General features: G+C 71.7%; 12 protein-coding genes. 5 read left to right on the top strand and 7 right to left on the bottom strand.

The annotated features are described in order from the left end of the window. Positions 1-31: 31 nt before the first annotated feature. The 4 genes from IGS69_RS28615 to IGS69_RS28600 all read left to right on the top strand — a co-directional run bounded on the left by IGS69_RS28615 (position 32) and on the right by IGS69_RS28600 (position 4,947). The gene (locus tag IGS69_RS28615; protein WP_232543665.1) at positions 32-1,036 is read left to right on the top strand and encodes a PdxA family dehydrogenase; all 1,005 of its coding nucleotides are present in this window, start codon (positions 32-34) and stop codon (positions 1,034-1,036) included. 8 nt (positions 1,037-1,044) lie between these two features. After that, positions 1,045-2,046 (top strand): 2Fe-2S iron-sulfur cluster-binding protein, encoded by a 1,002-nt coding sequence (locus IGS69_RS28610; RefSeq protein ID WP_269783186.1) that lies wholly within the window; start codon positions 1,045-1,047, stop codon positions 2,044-2,046. Positions 2,047-2,209: 163 nt separating this feature from the next. After that, positions 2,210-3,649 (top strand): MFS transporter, encoded by a 1,440-nt coding sequence (locus IGS69_RS28605; RefSeq protein ID WP_190903364.1) that lies wholly within the window; start codon positions 2,210-2,212, stop codon positions 3,647-3,649. Positions 3,650-3,738: 89 nt separating this feature from the next. Continuing rightward, a complete protein-coding gene (locus tag IGS69_RS28600) occupies positions 3,739-4,947 on the top strand; it encodes an MFS transporter (protein WP_190903363.1) in 1,209 nt (402 codons plus the stop codon). A gap of 80 nt (positions 4,948-5,027) precedes the next feature. On the opposite strand, the gene IGS69_RS28595 is transcribed toward IGS69_RS28600, so the two are convergent. The 4 genes from IGS69_RS28595 to IGS69_RS28580 all read right to left on the bottom strand — a co-directional run bounded on the left by IGS69_RS28595 (position 5,028) and on the right by IGS69_RS28580 (position 9,879). After that, complete coding sequence (locus IGS69_RS28595; RefSeq protein ID WP_190903362.1) at positions 5,028-5,537, bottom strand: O-acetyl-ADP-ribose deacetylase; 510 nt, start codon at positions 5,535-5,537, stop codon at positions 5,028-5,030. Beyond that, positions 5,534-6,943, bottom strand: coding sequence for a phytoene desaturase family protein (locus tag IGS69_RS28590; protein ID WP_190903361.1), 1,410 nt, complete (start codon positions 6,941-6,943; stop codon positions 5,534-5,536). Before IGS69_RS28590 ends, IGS69_RS28595 begins: the two co-directional genes overlap by 4 nt. Positions 6,944-7,121: 178 nt before the next feature. Next, positions 7,122-7,967 carry an inositol monophosphatase family protein gene (locus tag IGS69_RS28585; RefSeq protein WP_190903360.1) on the bottom strand — a complete coding sequence of 282 codons (846 nt, stop codon included), beginning with the start codon at positions 7,965-7,967 and terminating at the stop codon, positions 7,122-7,124. Positions 7,968-8,052: 85 nt separating this feature from the next. Further along, on the bottom strand, positions 8,053-9,879 hold the full coding sequence (locus tag IGS69_RS28580) for a gamma-glutamyltransferase family protein (RefSeq protein WP_190903359.1): 1,827 nt from the start codon (positions 9,877-9,879) through the stop codon (positions 8,053-8,055). A 334-nt stretch (positions 9,880-10,213) separates the two neighbouring features. Between IGS69_RS28580 and IGS69_RS28575 the strand changes: the two genes are divergently transcribed. Continuing rightward, complete coding sequence (locus tag IGS69_RS28575; protein ID WP_190903358.1) at positions 10,214-10,882, top strand: hypothetical protein; 669 nt, start codon at positions 10,214-10,216, stop codon at positions 10,880-10,882. Between the two features lie 25 nt (positions 10,883-10,907). Here the strand turns inward: IGS69_RS28575 and IGS69_RS28570 are convergent, their stop codons facing one another. From IGS69_RS28570 to hydA, 3 genes are all read right to left on the bottom strand, one after another. Next, positions 10,908-12,428 carry an NCS1 family nucleobase:cation symporter-1 gene (locus IGS69_RS28570; protein ID WP_190903357.1) on the bottom strand — a complete coding sequence of 507 codons (1,521 nt, stop codon included), beginning with the start codon at positions 12,426-12,428 and terminating at the stop codon, positions 10,908-10,910. 147 nt (positions 12,429-12,575) lie between these two features. Continuing rightward, positions 12,576-13,598 (bottom strand): TIGR03842 family LLM class F420-dependent oxidoreductase, encoded by a 1,023-nt coding sequence (locus IGS69_RS28565; protein ID WP_190903356.1) that lies wholly within the window; start codon positions 13,596-13,598, stop codon positions 12,576-12,578. An 11-nt stretch (positions 13,599-13,609) separates the two neighbouring features. Beyond that, positions 13,610-15,013: a dihydropyrimidinase gene (gene hydA / locus IGS69_RS28560; RefSeq protein WP_190903355.1), complete on the bottom strand. Its 1,404-nt coding sequence runs from the start codon at positions 15,011-15,013 to the stop codon at positions 13,610-13,612. Positions 15,014-15,047: the final 34 nt, after the last annotated feature.

Here is a 15,047-nt window from a genome sequence, read left to right as displayed (position 1 = left end):
GTCGGGCACGACACCGTCCGGTCGCATCCTCGTGACCATCGGGGACCCCAACGGCGTCGGACCGGAGATCGCCGTAAAGGCAAGCGAGGCACTGTCGGACGACCCCGACCCCGGACTCCGCCCCGTGCTCGTGGGGGACGCCCTGGTCGTGCGGCACTACGCACACCAGGCGGGCCTCGTCGTCCGCGAGACGGACGGAACCGACGAGGGACGGGCGGGGACGGTGGACCTCATGCACGTACCGGCCCTTCACCCGCAGGCCTTCCGGCCCGGAACGGTCCACGCGGCGGCCGGCGCGGCCACCGTGACCTACCTGGGCGAAGCGGTTCGGGCGGTCCAGGAGGGCCGCGGGCGGGGCATCGTCGGAGGCCCCCACTCGGAGACGGCGATCAGGGCCGCGTCCATCGCCTTCTCCGGCTATCCCTCGCTGCTGGCCCGGCTCAGCGGGAAACACCCCGACCTCGTGTTCCTGATGCTGGTGGGAGGAGGTCTGCGGATCGTTCACGCGACGCTCCACGAACGGCTGGTGGACGCGGTGTCCCGGCTGACGCCGGAGCTGGTGGAGAGCGCCGGACGGGCAGCGGTGGACTTCCTCGCCTCGACCGGGGTCGCCTCACCGAGAATCGCCGTGTTCGGGATCAACCCGCACGCCGGCGAGGACGGGCTCTTCGGCGACGACGATCAGCGGATCACCGTTCCCGGTGTGGAGCGTCTCCGTGCGGCGGGCATCGACGCCCATGGCCCGGTCGGCGCCGACATCCTGCTCGGCGACCGGACCGGCACCGGGCAGTACGACGCCTTCGTGGCCATGTACCACGATCAGGGGCACATCCCGGTGAAACTGCTCGCCGGGCGTTCGGCCGCGGCGGTGTCGGTCGGCGGGGGCATCGCCTTCTCCAGCGTGGGACACGGCACGGCCTTCGACATCGCAGGGCGAGGGGTCGCCGACCCGGCGGCGGTGCTTCGAGCCGTTCGCCTCATCGGCTCGGCAACGCCTCCCCTGCCCCACGTCCCTCTCGTGGAGGAACACATATGACGTATCAGGTGAACGTAGCCGATACCGGCATCAGCTTCCCCTGCGAGCCGGAGGAGACCGTGCTCGACGCCGCCGAACGCGCCGGGTACGCGATCCCGTACTCGTGCCGCAAGGGCGTCTGTTCGACCTGTGAAGGCGGGCTGACGTCCGGGCGGGCTCACGTGCGCGGGCGGGGAACCGCCGAGGGCCCCGCGGAAGCCGTACTGCTGTGCCAGGCGCGCCCTTGCTCCGACCTCGGCATCGCGCCTCGTCGCATCACCGAGCGGGGCGCTCCGGAGCGTCAGACGATGTCGGCGAAGGTCCATCGCGTCACCCGTCCCGCAGCGGACGTGGTGGCCCTCCAGTTGAGGCTGCCGACGGGCCGGCGCGCCAAGTTCGCGGCAGGGCAGTACCTCAAGGTTCTCCTGCCGGACGGCGACAGCCGCACCTACTCCATGGCCAACCCCCCGCACCAGAACGACAGCGTGCACCTGCATGTCCGTGTCGTGCCCGGCGGCCGGTTCTCCGAAGGCGTTGTCGCGGCCCTCGCCAAGGGCGACCAGCTCACCGTCGAGCTGCCCTACGGGGAGTTCTCCGTCGACGCCGAGTCCGACCGGCCCGCCATCGTCGTGGCCACCGGCACAGGCTTCGCCCCGGTCAAGTCCATCGTGGAGGACCACATCCGGCGCCGCGTCGACCGGCCTGTGCACCTGTACTGGGGAGGCCGCCGGGAGGAGGACCTCTACCTGCGCGACCTCGCCGAGGGCTGGTCGGCCCGCCTGCCGTGGCTCTCCTTCACGCCCGTCCTCTCGGATGCGGGCCCCGACTGGGCCGGGCGCACGGGCTGGGTCCACCGGGCCGTTCTGGAGGACCATCCGGACCTGGGTCACCACGAGGTGTACGCCTGCGGCAGCCCGATGATGACGGACGCCGCACGGAAGGACTTCGTCGAACGCGGGGGCCTGGACCCGGAACGCTTCCACTGCGACGCCTTCGTCCCGTCCGGCGAGCCCGTAGTACCGGTGGCCTGACAGGCCCCTCTTGGGAACGGCGCCGCGCGTCCGCACCGCGCGGGGCGGCGGCGCCGTTCACCTCACCCCTTCTCACCCGCCGCCACCCCCCGCGTCGCACCCGCACCCGCATCGCACCCGTACCGTTCGCCGTACGGGCGTCCCGGCCCGAATCGAGGCACTCATGTCTCAGCAACCCCTGCGACTGCATCTCCCGGACTTCGTCGATGAACGCCGCATGACCCGCTACCAGTTCAGGGTGGTCACCTTGTGCGGTCTCGTCATGTTCATCGACGGCTTCGACACCCAAGCCATCAGCTACATGGCCCCCCACATCGCGGACGAATGGGGGCTGTCCCAAAGTGCGCTCGGGCCGATCTTCTCGGCCGCGCTGGTCGGCCTCATGGTCGGCTACCTGGCCCTGTCCCCTCTGTCGGACCGCTTCGGGCACAAACGTCTCATCATCGCGGCCACAGCCGTCTTCGGCGTCACCACCCTGGCCGCCCTCTGGGCGGACAACGTCACCGAACTCGTCATCCTGCGCTTCGTCACCGGCATGGGGCTCGGCGCGGCCGCGCCGAGCGCTGTGGCTCTCACCGGCGAGTTCAGTCCGAAAAGACTGCGGGCCACTTTCGTGCTCGCCATCTACTGCGGCTTCTCCGTCGGCTTCGTCGTCGCCGGACTGGCCGCGGGATGGCTCATCGAGGACCACGGCTGGCGTTCGCTGCTGTGGGTCGGCGCCGCCGCGCCCCTCCTGCTGATCCCCTTCCTGATCCGCGGCCTGCCCGAGTCCCCGGTCTTCATGATCCAGCGGAACCTGGCCCCTCAGCGCATCTACGCCATCTTCCGTCGGATCGACGCCGGACTCCCCACGTCCCTGCCCGAGCAGAGCGAACCGGTCTTCAGCGTCGAGGAGAACGACAGCGGCAAACGCACCGCGCTCAGCAGCCTGTTCACGCGCAAGTGGCTGTGGGGCACCCTGCTGCTGTGGTTCGTCTTCATGATCAACCTGGCTGAGTTCTACGCCCTGCAGAGCTGGCTCCCCACCATCATGACCGACCTCGACTACTCGATGAACGTGGTCGTCGCCGCCACCACCCTGACCACGGTGGGCGGCATCGCCGCTGCCTTCGTCACCGGCCCGTCCATGGACCGGCTCGGGCCCTACCGGACGCTGGGCGTCCTCTACGTGGTGGGCTTCGGCTGCCTGGCCCTGACCGGCATCGCCTTCCACGCACCCCTGTGGGTCCTGCTGACGGCGAACTTCTTCGCCGGCTGTTGCGTCAGCGGCGGCCAGAAGAGCCTGATCGCACTGGCAGCCGTCTTCTACCCGGCCCAGATGCGCTCCACCGGTGTCGGCTGGGCGCTGGGCATCGGACGCGTCGGCGGCATCCTCGGACCGATCATGGTCGGAGCGGCGCTCACCATGAACTGGTCACCGAGCACCGTGTTCTACGCGATGTCCGTGCCGATGCTGGCCGCCGGCCTCACGGTCGCACTGCTCGGAATGCGCTACGGCCGCTCCCAACAGGGCCCCGCCCAGGCCGACTCGGCCCCGGACACGGAAGCGCCGTCGCTCACCCGCGGCAGCGGACCGGCCCTGGATCCGGGGTCCTCGATCTGAGGCCCTTCGCGGCGCCCCGCCCCTGGCACCGTGGCGGGGCGCCGCCGTCATCGTCCGCCGACCGGCCGCCGCATGAGAGGGGATACCGGGTGGGCACCTCCGCCTTCGACCGGGCTCGACGTCCGATTCCGCGGACCTTCGGCCTCACGCTGACGCTCTCGATGGGCGCCGGTCCACTCGCCCTGTACACCCTCACGGCGACCGCGCCCCTGGTGACCGCGGACCTCGGCATCGGCGGCGCCCGGCTCGGTGTGCTCCCCGCAACGGCCTTCGCACTGGCGGCGCTCGTGTCCCCCGTCGCGGGGCGGTACGCGGACCGCCTGAGCGGGAGGGTGGTGCTCGCCGTGCTGTTCGCGGGCGCCGGCCTGGCCCTCCTCGGTGTCGCGGCGGCTCCCTCGTACGGCTGGCTGCTGGCCGCTGTGGCCCTCAGCGGGGCGACGCAGGCCTTGTCCAACCCCGTGACGAACCAGCTCATCGCGGCACACGTGTCCCAGGGGCAGCGTGGCGGGCTGATGGGCGTCAAGCAGTCGGGCGTGCAGATGAGCCAGTTCGGGGCGGGCCTGCTCCTGCCGAGCCTCGCGCTGTGGTGGGGGTGGCGCGGCGCCGCCCTGGCCGCCGCGGTTGTCGCCGCGGCGGGGCTGGTCATGGTGCGCAGTGCGGTTCCGGCCACGCCGCCGGCCCCCGGCCGAGATCCGGGGCGCCGGCCGGCGGACCTGCCGGTCGCGGTGTGGTGGCTCACCGGCTACGCCCTCGTGTCCGGTGCCGCACTCCAGGCCACCAACGTCTATCTGCCCCTCTACGGCTTCGAGCGGCTGGAGATGCCCGTGCGGGCGGCCGGTCTGACCGCCGCCGTAGCCGGTGGCGTGGGATTGGTGGCCCGCATCGCCTGGGGGCGCTCGGCGGACCGGGTACGCAATCCCTACCCTCTGCTGTCCGCCCTGGCCGCGGTCTCCGCACTCGCCGTCGGTGGACTCCTCATGGCCGAGACGATGCACGCGCCGGCACTGTTGTGGGCCGGCGCCGCGCTGTTCGGCGCGAGCGGCATCGCCGCCAACGTAGTGATCATGCTCGCCCTGGTGCGGACGACGCCCCTGAGCGTGGTCGGCTCGGCGTCCGGAGTCCTCGCCGTCGGCCTCTATCTCGGGTTCGCCCTGGGCCCGGTGTGCTTCGGCCTGCTCGCCGACGCCGCTGACTCCTACCGCCCGGCCTGGTTCGGTGTGGTCGCTGCCAACGTCTTGGCGGCGGGAGTGGCGTTCGCCGGACGTCGTGTCCGCCGTGAGGATCGAAGCAGCAGATGAGACACGTGGCGTAGAACAGCAGGCCGGACGGCCTTTGCTGCGGACTCTGCGGCTCCCTTGCTGCGGACTCCGCGGCTCCCTCAGCGCAGTTGCGTGGCGAAAGCCTCATAAGCCCGATCGTCGAAGAGCACGAACCGGACCTCCAGCACCGCCGTGTGCGTGGCCAGGACCGTCTCCACCGCGATCCGGGCGGCATCCTCCATCGGCCACCCATAGATCCCGGCGGAGACGGCGGGAAAGGCCACCGTACGGGCGCCCAGTTCGTCGGCGACCCGCAGCGACTCCCGATAGCAGGAAGCCAGCAACTCCGACCGATCCTGCTCGGGGGTGAAACGCGGGCCGACGGTGTGGATGACCCAGCGGGCGTCCAGGTTCCCGGCGGTGGTGGCGACCGCCTGGCCGGTCGGCAGCCCCTTGCCGAGGTGCGCGGCCCGCAGCCGGCGGCACTCCTCCAGGATCGCGGGCCCGCCGCGGCGGTGGATCGCCCCGTCGACCCCTCCCCCGCCCAGCAAGGAGGAGTTGGCCGCGTTGACGATCGCGTCGACGCTCTCGCGGGTGATGTCACCCCGGACCAGTTCGATGGCGGTCATGTCTGCCTCAGTCGCTTCCAGACCGCCTTCGCCGCGTTGTGGCCCGACATGCCGTGCACTCCGGGGCCCGGCGGGGTCGCCGACGAGCAGATGAAGACGGCCGGGTGCGGGGTGCTGTAGGGGAACAGGGTGAGCTTGGGGCGCAGCAGCAGTTGGAGGCCGGAGGCGGCGCCGCAGGCGATGTCCCCGCCGATGTAGTTGGCGTTGCGGGCGGCGATTTCGGGCGGGCCGGCCGTGGCGCGGGCCAGGACGCGGTCGCGGAACCCCGGGGCGAAGCGCTCCAGTTGGCGCTCGATGGCGTCGGTGAGGTCGCCGGTCCAGCCGTGCGGGACGTGCCCGTAGGCCCAGAAGACGTGCTTGCCGTCCGGGGCCCGGGTGGGGTCGACGACGCTCGGCTGGACCGTGATCAGGAACGGCTTGTCGGGGGCCCTGCCCTCCTGGGAGGCCGCGCGCAGGGCGGCGCCGATCTCCGCGCTGCTCGCGCCGACCTGCACCGTGCCGGCGGCGCGGGCCTCCTTCGCGGTCCAGGGGACGGGGCCGTCGAGCGCGTAGTCGATCTTGAAGACGCCCGGCCCGTAGCGGTAGCCGGCGTAGTGGTTGCCGAAGCCCGCGATGCGGGCCAGGGCGGTGGGCGAGGTGTCGAAGACGTACGCCCGGGCCGGCGGCAGGTCGTCGAGGCGCTTGACCTCGTAGTCGGTGTGGATGCTGCCGCCGAGGTCCGACAGGTAACCGGCGAGGGCGTCGGAGAGGGACTGGGAGCCGCCGCGGGCGACGGGCCAGCCGCGGGCGTGCGCCGCGAGGGCGAAGACCAGGCCGATCGCGCCGGTGGCGAAGCCGCCGAGCGGCGCCATGACATGGGCCACGAGCCCGGAGAACAGGGCCCTGGCCGGTTCGTCGCGGAAGCGGCGCATCAGCAGCGTCGACGGGGGAAGCCCGGCCAGCCCGAAGCGGGCGAGGGTCACCGGGTCGCGGGGCAGGGCGGTCATCGGCAGGGACATGAAGTCCCGGGCGAGGGTGTCCCACTTGGGCAGGAAGGGCTCGATGAGCCTGCGGTAGGCACCGGCGTCGCGCGGGCCGAAGGAAGCGGCCGTCTCACCGACCGTCCGGGCCAGGACGGCCGCCGGGCCGTCCGGGAGGGGATGCGCCATGGGCAGCTCGGCGTGCAGCCACTCCAGGCCGTACCGCTCGAGCGGCAGGGCGCGGAACGCCGGTGAGTTGATGCCGAGCGGGTGGGCCGCGGAGCACGGGTCGTGCCGGAAGCCGGGGAGGGTGAGCTCTTCGGTGCGGGCACCGCCGCCCACGGTGCTCTTGGCCTCGAAGACGGCGACGGAGAAGCCGCGGCGGGCCAGCTCCACGGCCGCGGTCAGTCCGTTCGGCCCCGCACCCACTACGACGGCATCGAGCATCGACGGCACCTTCGGACCCCTTCGTCAGCCGACGGCCACTGAGGATCAGGATAGGCCCGGAGACTGACAGTCACCGGCCGCCGGTGATTTCCGGTGCGGAAGACCGCTTTGCGGCGGCCGGAATCCGCTCGCGCACACGGGTCGTAATCATCTGTGTGCGCCACGCAACTGCCTCGGCCTATGACGCGCCCGACAGCAGGCCCTGCACCCGGCGGGCCGTGGCCGCGTCGCGCGCGGCGGTGAAGGGCAGGGCGTTGCCGCCCGCGATACGGAACGGCTCCCCCGCGAGAGTCAGGTGCGCTCCACCGGCCTCCTCGACCAGGAGCAGACCGGCCGCGTGGTCCCAGGCGGCCTCCCAGGAGAACGCGACGGCGTCCAGCTCTCCCCGGGCGAGGGCGAGGTACTCCAGGCCGGCCGAGCCGCACGGACGCGGTGCCACCCCGTCGGTGCGCAGGCCGAGCAGGGCGTGCTTCTCCTCGTCCGTCGTGTAGTCGGGGTGGGAGGTGGCCACGCGCAGGTCCCGGCCGGGCTCCGGCACTCCGGCGAACAGCCGCTCCCCGTCGAGGTGGGCGCCCTTGCCCCGCTGGGCGGTGGCGAGCCGGTCGCGGGCGGGCGCGTACGTCCAGGACGCGAGCACGGTGCCGCGGTGGGCGAGCGCGACCAGGGTGCAGAACCGTGCTTCGCCGCGCACGAACTGGCGCGTCCCGTCGACCGGGTCGACGATCCAGACCGGGGCGTCGCCGCGTATCGCCTCGTACGACGCGGGGTTGGCGTGGACCGCCTCCTCGCCGACCACGACCGAACCGGGCAGCAGGGCGGCCAGGGCCTCGGTCAGGTACAGCTCGGCCTTGCGGTCGGCGTCGGTCACCAGGTCGTGCGGGCCGCTCTTCTGGTCGACCTCGTGCGCCGCCAGCTGGCGCCAGCGCGGCATGATCTCGGTGGCGGCGGCCTTGCGGACCGCCTCTTCGACGTCGGAGGCGTGCTCTGCGAGAAACTCTTCGATGGTTTCGTTGATGTCGATCACTCCTCCATGACAACACGTGCCACTGACAACGCCCGCCCGCCGGGTGCACTCCGGGTGGCCTCGCGATGAACAGCGGTGCGGCGGATCACCGGCCTACCGCGTACCCCTGCATCCCGCGCGGATTCGCCGCCGCCGACAGCACGCCCGTCTCCGGGTCCCGGGCGACCGCGCACAGCCGGCCCTCCGACCAGGGGCCGCCCACGGTCACGTCGTGGCCGCGGCGCCGCAGCTCCGCGACGACGGCCGGGTCGGTGCGGGACTCCACGGTCACGCTGCCCGGGCGCATGCCGCGCGGGTAGAAGGATCCGGGGAAGCTGTCGTTGTGCCAGTTCGGGGCGTCGATCGCGCCCTGGAGGTCGAGGCCGCCGCGCACCCGGGCGCGCAGCGCGACCGCGAGGAGGAAGTGCAGCTGCCACTGGTCCTGCTGGTCCCCGCCGGGCGTGCCGAAGGCCATGACGGGCACGCCGTCGCGCAGGGCGATCGAGGGCGTCAGGGTGGTGCGGGGGCGGCGGCCGGGGGTCAGGGAGTTCGGCAGGCCCTCCTCCAGCCAGGTCATCTGGAGCCGGGTGCCGAGCGGGAAGCCGAGTTCGGGCACGACGGGGTTGGACTGGAGCCAGCCGCCGCTGGGCGTGGCCGAGACCATGTTGCCCCAGCGGTCGACCACGTCGAGGTGGCAGGTGTCGCCGCGGGTGGTCCCGTCGGCCATAATCTCCGGCTCGCCGGGCACGGGGGAAGCGGGGCTCTTGGCGACGGTCGGTTCGCCGGCGCCCACGGCGTCGTAGCCCTCCTGGGCGGCGGCCGCCACGCGCGCGTGCGCGCACAGCCTGGGGCTGCGTCCGCCGGGGCTGCCGGGCCGCAGATCGTTCTCGGCCCGCTCGCCGACGAGGGCGCGGCGGGCCGTGTTGTACGCGTCGGACAGCAGGTCGCCAAGGGGCACGTCGGCGGCGTCGCCGTACCAGGCCTCCCGGTCGGCCATGGCGAGCTTGCAGTTCTCGACGAGGAGGTGGACGTAGTCCGCCGAGCCGTAACGGGGCAGCTCGGGCGGAAGCAGGGCGAGCTGCTGGAGGAGGACCGGGCCCTGGCTCCAGGGGCCGGGTTTGCACACGGTCCAGCCGTTCCAGTCGTAGGTCGCCGGTGTCTCGTAGGTCGCGGACCAGGTGGCGAGGTCGGTGGCCGTGAGGGTGCCGGTGTGGCGTTCTCCGCTGGTGTCCCTGGTGGGGCGGCCGGCCTGGCGGACGAGGGCGTCGGCGATGAACCCGGTGCGCCACACCTGCCGGGCGGCCTCGATCCGCGCCTCCCGGTCGCCGGCGCCGGCGGTCTCGGCGAGCAGGCGCTTCCAGGTGGCGGCGAGTGCGGGGTTGGCGAAGAGCTCGCCGGGGCGCGGTGCCTTGCCGCCGGGCAGGTAGACGTCCGCCGACGAGGTCCACTCCGTCTCGAACAGCTCGCGCACGGTCTCCACGGTCTCGCCGACGCGCTCCACGGGTGCGTGCCCGTGCTCGGCGTAGCCGATGGCGTACTTCAGGACGTCGTCGAGGGACCGGGTGCCGTGGTCGCGCAGCAGCAGCATCCAGGCGTCGAACGCGCCCGGTACGGCGGCGGCGAGCGGCCCGGTGCCGGGGACGAGGTCCAGGCCGAGGCCCCGGTAGTGCGCGACGGTCGCGCCGGCCGGTGCGACGCCCTGCCCGCACAGCACCCGCACCTCACCGCCGGCCGGCGCGAGCAGGATCGGCACCTCACCGGCCGGGCCGTTGAGGTGCGGCTCGACGACATGCAGCACGAAGGCGCCCGCCACGGCCGCGTCGTAGGCGTTGCCACCGCCCTCCAGGACGGCCATCGCCGACTGCGAGGCGAGCCAGTGGGTGGAGGACACCATGCCGAAGGTGCCCTGGAGGGTCGGGCGGGACGTGAACATTCGGCCTTCTCATCTCTCGTCGTCGTAGGCGCTCATGGGCACGCCACCCGTCCCCCTCCCCCTGCCGGAGGTCCGGCAAAACCTCGCGGGATCGCAGGTGGGCGGTCACTTCTCGGCAGGAACCACCCCAGCCCCGCGCTACAGGTGCACCTGTCGCAAAACCGCCCACCCGACCCTCAACTGCCCGAATCCGGGCGGAGAAAGGCGGGCCCCCGTCACCGCGCGGCCACGGAGCGAGTTCGCACTTCCGCGCCACAGACACACGTGTGACACTGTCGTCCCGTCCGCCGTGCGGACCCGCTCCGCACCTTCCGTCCCCCACGAGAAGGGCGCCGTGCGTTCCCTACCTCTGCCCCTCGCCCTGACCGCCCGGCTGTCCCCGGTGGTGGTGCTCGCCGCGGCGGGCTGGGCGCTGTCGTCCGGCCCGTTGGCCCCGCCGCAGGCCGCCGAGCACAAGCCGGCCGCGGAGAAGACCGAGAACCGGTCCGCGTCCGCCCCGTCGACGTCTACGGTGTCGAAGGCGTACCCGGCCGCGCCCGCCCCGTGCGAGAGCGTCGCCAAGAAGACGATCCAGTCACTGGTGCCGGGCGCCAAATCGGCCGGCAAGGAGATCCCGTCCACGGACTCGGAGCTGCGCCGCACCTGCTCCTGGAACGCGCTCAAGGGGTACGACTACCGCTGGCTCGACGTGTCCTTCGAGGTGATGGAGTCGGACGACGCCGCGCAGAAGTCGTACGAGGCGCACCGCGGCAAGAAGAGCGGCGGCGGGGCCGTCCCCGGTCTGGGCGACAGCGCGTACTCGGTCGTGAACCTCACCACCGAGGACGAGCAGGAGACCCGCGAGGGCGTCGTGATCGCCCGCGCCTCCAACGCACTGGTGGTGATCACCTACAACGGCAGTGACTTCGAGTCGAAGAAGGCGCCCGGCACGGACACGATCAACAAGGGCGCCATCAAGGCCGCGAAGGAAGCGGTGGCCGCGCTGGAGAGCGACAAGGGCTGAGCGCCCTCCAGCGCGCCGCCTCGCTTCAGACGGTGTTCCGGCCCCGCAGGGCCATCAGCACCAGGTACAGCACCATCGAGGTGCCCAGGCCCACCGCCCAGCCGTAGTCGGCCAGCTCGGCCAGCGCCGGGACGGGACGGCCGTCGATCAGCGGCTTGAAGCTCGCGCCGCCGACGGCGAGGACACCGCCGACCGCGAAGGCGACGACGGCCCGCCAGTTCCAGCCGCCCGCGTACCAGTAGCGGCCGCCCGGCCGGTACAGGTCGGCGAGGTCGAGCCGGGCGCGGCGCAGGATCCAGTAGTCGGCGATGAGGATGCCGGCGACGGTGCCGAGCAGGCCGCCGACCAGGCCCAGCCAGGTGAAGATGTAGCCCTGCGGGTCGGAGTACAGCTTCCACGGGAAGATCAGCACACCGAGCACACAGGTGGCGAGGGCGCCGGCCCGGAAACTGATCCTGCGGGGCGCGACGTTGGAGAAGTCGAACGCCGGTGAGACCAGATTGGCCGCGACGTTGACGGAGAGCGTCGCCACCAGGACGGTGACCAGCGCGAAGATCAGTCCCACCGTGCTGTCGGTCTTGGCCGCGAGCTGCACCGGGTCCCAGATGGCCTCACCGTAGACGGCCTGGCTGCCGGAGGTGACCATCACCGACAGGAACGCGAAGAGGGTCATGGTGGTCGGCAGACCGAGCGCCTGGCCGCGGGTCTGCGCCTTCTGGCTCTTGCCGTAGCGGGTGAAGTCGGGGATGTTCAGCGACAGCGTGGACCAGAAGCCGATCATGCCCATGAGGGCGGGGGCGAACAGCTTCCAGAAGTCCGCGCCCCAGCCGAGCTTGGAGGGCTGGTCGAAGAGCGGGCCGAAGCCGCCCGCCTTGTCGCTCATCCACCACAGCATCACGAACGCGCCGACGAGCACGAAGGGCGCCGCCCAGTTCTCGAAGCGGCGGATGGTCTCCATGCCCCGGTAGATGATGACGACCTGCAGCGCCCAGAAGATCGCGAACGACAGCCACATCGTCCAGGCGTAGCCGCCGACCTTCGCCGCGTCGGTCCAGCCGGTGCCGATGAGCTTGCCGGCCAGGAAGTAGATGGCCTCGCCGCCGATCCAGGTCTGGATGCCGAACCAGCCGCACGCCACCAACGCCCGTACGACGGCGGGCAGGTTGGCGCCGCGGATACCGAAGGAGGCCCGGGCGAAGACCGGGAAGGGTATGCCGTACTTGGGTCCGGCGTGGCCGGTGAGCAGCATCGGTATCAGCACGATGACGTTGGCCAGGGCGATGGTGAGCACCGCCTGCTTCCAGTCCATGCCGACGGCGATGAGTCCGGAGGCCAGGGTCCAGGAGGCCGTGTTGTGGGCCATGCCGACCCACAGCGCGGAGAAGTTGTAGGTGGTCCAGGTGCGCTTCTCCACCGGGACCGGCAGCAGGTCCTCGTTGGCGTAGCGGCCGGTCGGTGCGGGGGCGCCCGGGGCGATCTCCACCCGGCCGTCGTCGAGGGTGACTTGGGTGGGCGGCGGTGGGGCCGTGGGAGCGGTATCGGTCATGGGCCGGGCCAATCAGGGGAGGTGGGACGGGAAAGGCCGTGCGGTGGCGCCGATGGGGGGTGCGCTCCGGGTGCACCGGGGAGCGTCCTGGACCCCCTTCCCGAGCCGCTGGGAAGGGGGAGTTCACAGGGGGTGGGGCGGCGGAGATCAGCCGTTGACGGCCGGGATCACCCGGGATCCGTAGGCCTCGATCACGGCCTCCTGCGCGTCGTGCATGTCGTAGACGGCGAACTGGTCCACGCCGAGCGCGCGCAGCGCGTCCAGCTTCTCGATGTGCTTCTCGACCGGGCCGATCAGGCAGAACCGGTCGACGATCTCGTCGGGCACGAACTGGGTGTCCGGGTTGCCGGCGCGGCCGTGGTGGGAGTAGTCGTAGCCCTCACGGGACTTGATGTAGTCGGTGAGTTCGTCGGGGACGGCGGCCGAGTGCTCGCCGTACTTGGAGACCAGGTCGGCCACGTGGTTGCCGACCATGCCGCCGAACCAGCGGCACTGCTCCCGCGCGTGGGCGAGCGCCTCGGGCGAGTCGTCCTCCGTGACATACGCCGGCGCGGCCACGCAGATGGTCACGTCCGCCGGGTCCCGGCCGGCGGCGACGGCCGCGTCCTTCACGGCCTTGACCATGTACTCGGTGAGGTAGAGGTCGGCCAGCTGGAGGATGAACCCGTCCGCCTCCTCGCCGGCCATCTTCAAGGCCTTGGGGCCGTACGCGGCCATCCACACGGGCAGTTCGGCGCCCTCACCGACCCACGGGAAGCGGACGACGGTGCCGCCGCCGAGGTCGGCCTCCCGGCCGCTGCCGAGGTCCCGGATGACCTTCATGGCCTCGCTGATCCGGGCCAGCGTGTTGGGTTTGCGGCCGGCCACGCGCATCGCGGAGTCGCCGCGGCCGATGCCGCAGACCGTGCGGTTGCCGAACATGTCGTTGAGGGTGGCGAAGGTGGAGGCGGTGACCTCCCAGGTGCGGGTGCCCGGGTTGGTCACCATCGGCCCGACCTTCAGGGTGGTGGTGTTGGCGAGGATCTGGCTGTAGATCACGAACGGTTCCTGCCACAGCACGGCGGAGTCGAAGGTCCAGCCGTACGTGAAGCCGTTGCGTTCCGCCCGCTTCATCAGGCTGATCACCCGCGAGGCCGGCGGGTCGGTCTGCAGGACGAGTCCGAAGTCCATCTGCGCCACTCCTAATCGAGGTACTGACAGGTGGATCGCGGGGTGAACACGCCGTGCCCGGCGTGCCCGGTGTACTCCCGCTCGGTGATGACGAGTTCGCCGCGCGAGAGGACCGTCTCGACCCGGCCGGTGGTGCGTTTGCCCTCGTACGCCGAGTAGTCGACGTTCATGTGGTGCGTCTCGGCGGAGATGACCTGCTCCGCGTGCGGGTCGTAGATGACGACGTCGGCGTCGGCGCCCGGCGCGATGGTGCCCTTCTTCGGGTAGAGGCCGAACATCCGGGCCGGGGACGCGCAGGCGATCTCGATCCAGCGGCGGCGCGAGATGTGCCCGTCGACGACCGCCTGGTGGAGGAGGTCCATACGGTTCTCCACGCCCGGCAGGCCGTTGGGAATCTTGGAGAAGTCGCCGCGGCCCAGGTCCTTCTGGCCGGTGAAGCAGAACGGGCAGTGGTCGGTGGAGACGACCTGGAGGTCGTTCGTCCGCAGCCCCCGCCACAGCGCGGCCTGGTGCTCCTTCGGCCTGAGCGGGGTGCTGCACACGTACTTCGCGCCCTCGAAGCCGGGCTCGGCGAGGTTGTCGGTGGACAGGAACAGGTACTGCGGGCACGTCTCACCGAAGACGGGCAGTCCCTCGTCGCGGGCCCGGGCCAGCTCGGCGACCGCCTCCGTCGCCGAGACGTGCACGACGTACAGGGGCGCCCCGGCCACCTGCGCGAGTTTGATGGCGCGGTGGGTGGCCTCGGCCTCCAGCAGAGCCTTGCGGACCTCGCCGTGGTAGCGCGGGTCGGTCTCGCCCCGGGCGAGCGCCTGCTCGACCAGGACGTCGATGGCGATGCCGTTCTCGGCGTGCATCATGATCAGGCCGCCGTTCTCGGCGGAGCGCTGCATGGCGCGCAGGATCTGGCCGTCGTCGCTGTAGAAGACGCCCGGGTAGGCCATGAACTGCTTGAAGGAGGTGATGCCCTCCTCGACCAGGTGGTCCATCTCCTTGAGCGTGTGCTCGTTGACGTCGGAGACGATCATGTGGAAGCCGTAGTCGATCGCGCACTGGCCGTCGGCCTTGGCGTGCCAGGCGTCGAGGCCCTCGCGCAGGCTGTGCCCGACGCTCTGCACGGCGAAGTCGATGATCGTCGTCGTGCCGCCCCAGGCGGCGGCGCGGGTGCCGGTCTCGAAGGTGTCGGAGGCGAAGGTGCCGCCGAAGGGCAGCTCCATGTGGGTGTGGGCGTCGACGCCGCCGGGGATGACGTACCTTCCGGTGGCGTCGATGGTGCGGTCGGCTGTGAAGGATTCGGCGGCGGGGGTGTGGGAGGCGGCGAGGGCGGCGATTCGGCCGTCCTCGATCAGGACGTCGGCGTGTAGTTCATCGGAGGCGGTGATGACCAGGCCGCCTCGGATGACGGTTCGGGTGCTCATGATCTGTCGCTCCTCGCCGTGTGAACGTGACGGT

This window comes from Streptomyces tuirus, assembly GCF_014701095.1.
Lineage (GTDB): Bacteria > Actinomycetota > Actinomycetes > Streptomycetales > Streptomycetaceae > Streptomyces > Streptomyces tuirus.
The sequence above is the reverse complement of the archived record's forward strand: the minus strand, read 5'-3'. Positions and strand labels throughout refer to the sequence as shown.

Excerpts from the sequence above, each read along its gene's own strand:
- IGS69_RS28605 (WP_190903364.1), top strand. The coding sequence starts at position 2,210 with ATGTCTCAGCAACCCCTGCGACTGCATCTCCCGGACTTCGTCGATGAA.
- IGS69_RS28595 (WP_190903362.1), bottom strand. The coding sequence starts at position 5,537 with ATGACCGCCATCGAACTGGTCCGGGGTGACATCACCCGCGAGAGCGTC.
- IGS69_RS28590 (WP_190903361.1), bottom strand. The coding sequence starts at position 6,943 with ATGCTCGATGCCGTCGTAGTGGGTGCGGGGCCGAACGGACTGACCGCG.
- IGS69_RS28580 (WP_190903359.1), bottom strand. The coding sequence starts at position 9,879 with ATGTTCACGTCCCGCCCGACCCTCCAGGGCACCTTCGGCATGGTGTCC.
- IGS69_RS28570 (WP_190903357.1), bottom strand. The coding sequence starts at position 12,428 with ATGACCGATACCGCTCCCACGGCCCCACCGCCGCCCACCCAAGTCACC.
- IGS69_RS28565 (WP_190903356.1), bottom strand. The coding sequence starts at position 13,598 with ATGGACTTCGGACTCGTCCTGCAGACCGACCCGCCGGCCTCGCGGGTG.
- hydA (WP_190903355.1), bottom strand. The coding sequence starts at position 15,013 with ATGAGCACCCGAACCGTCATCCGAGGCGGCCTGGTCATCACCGCCTCC.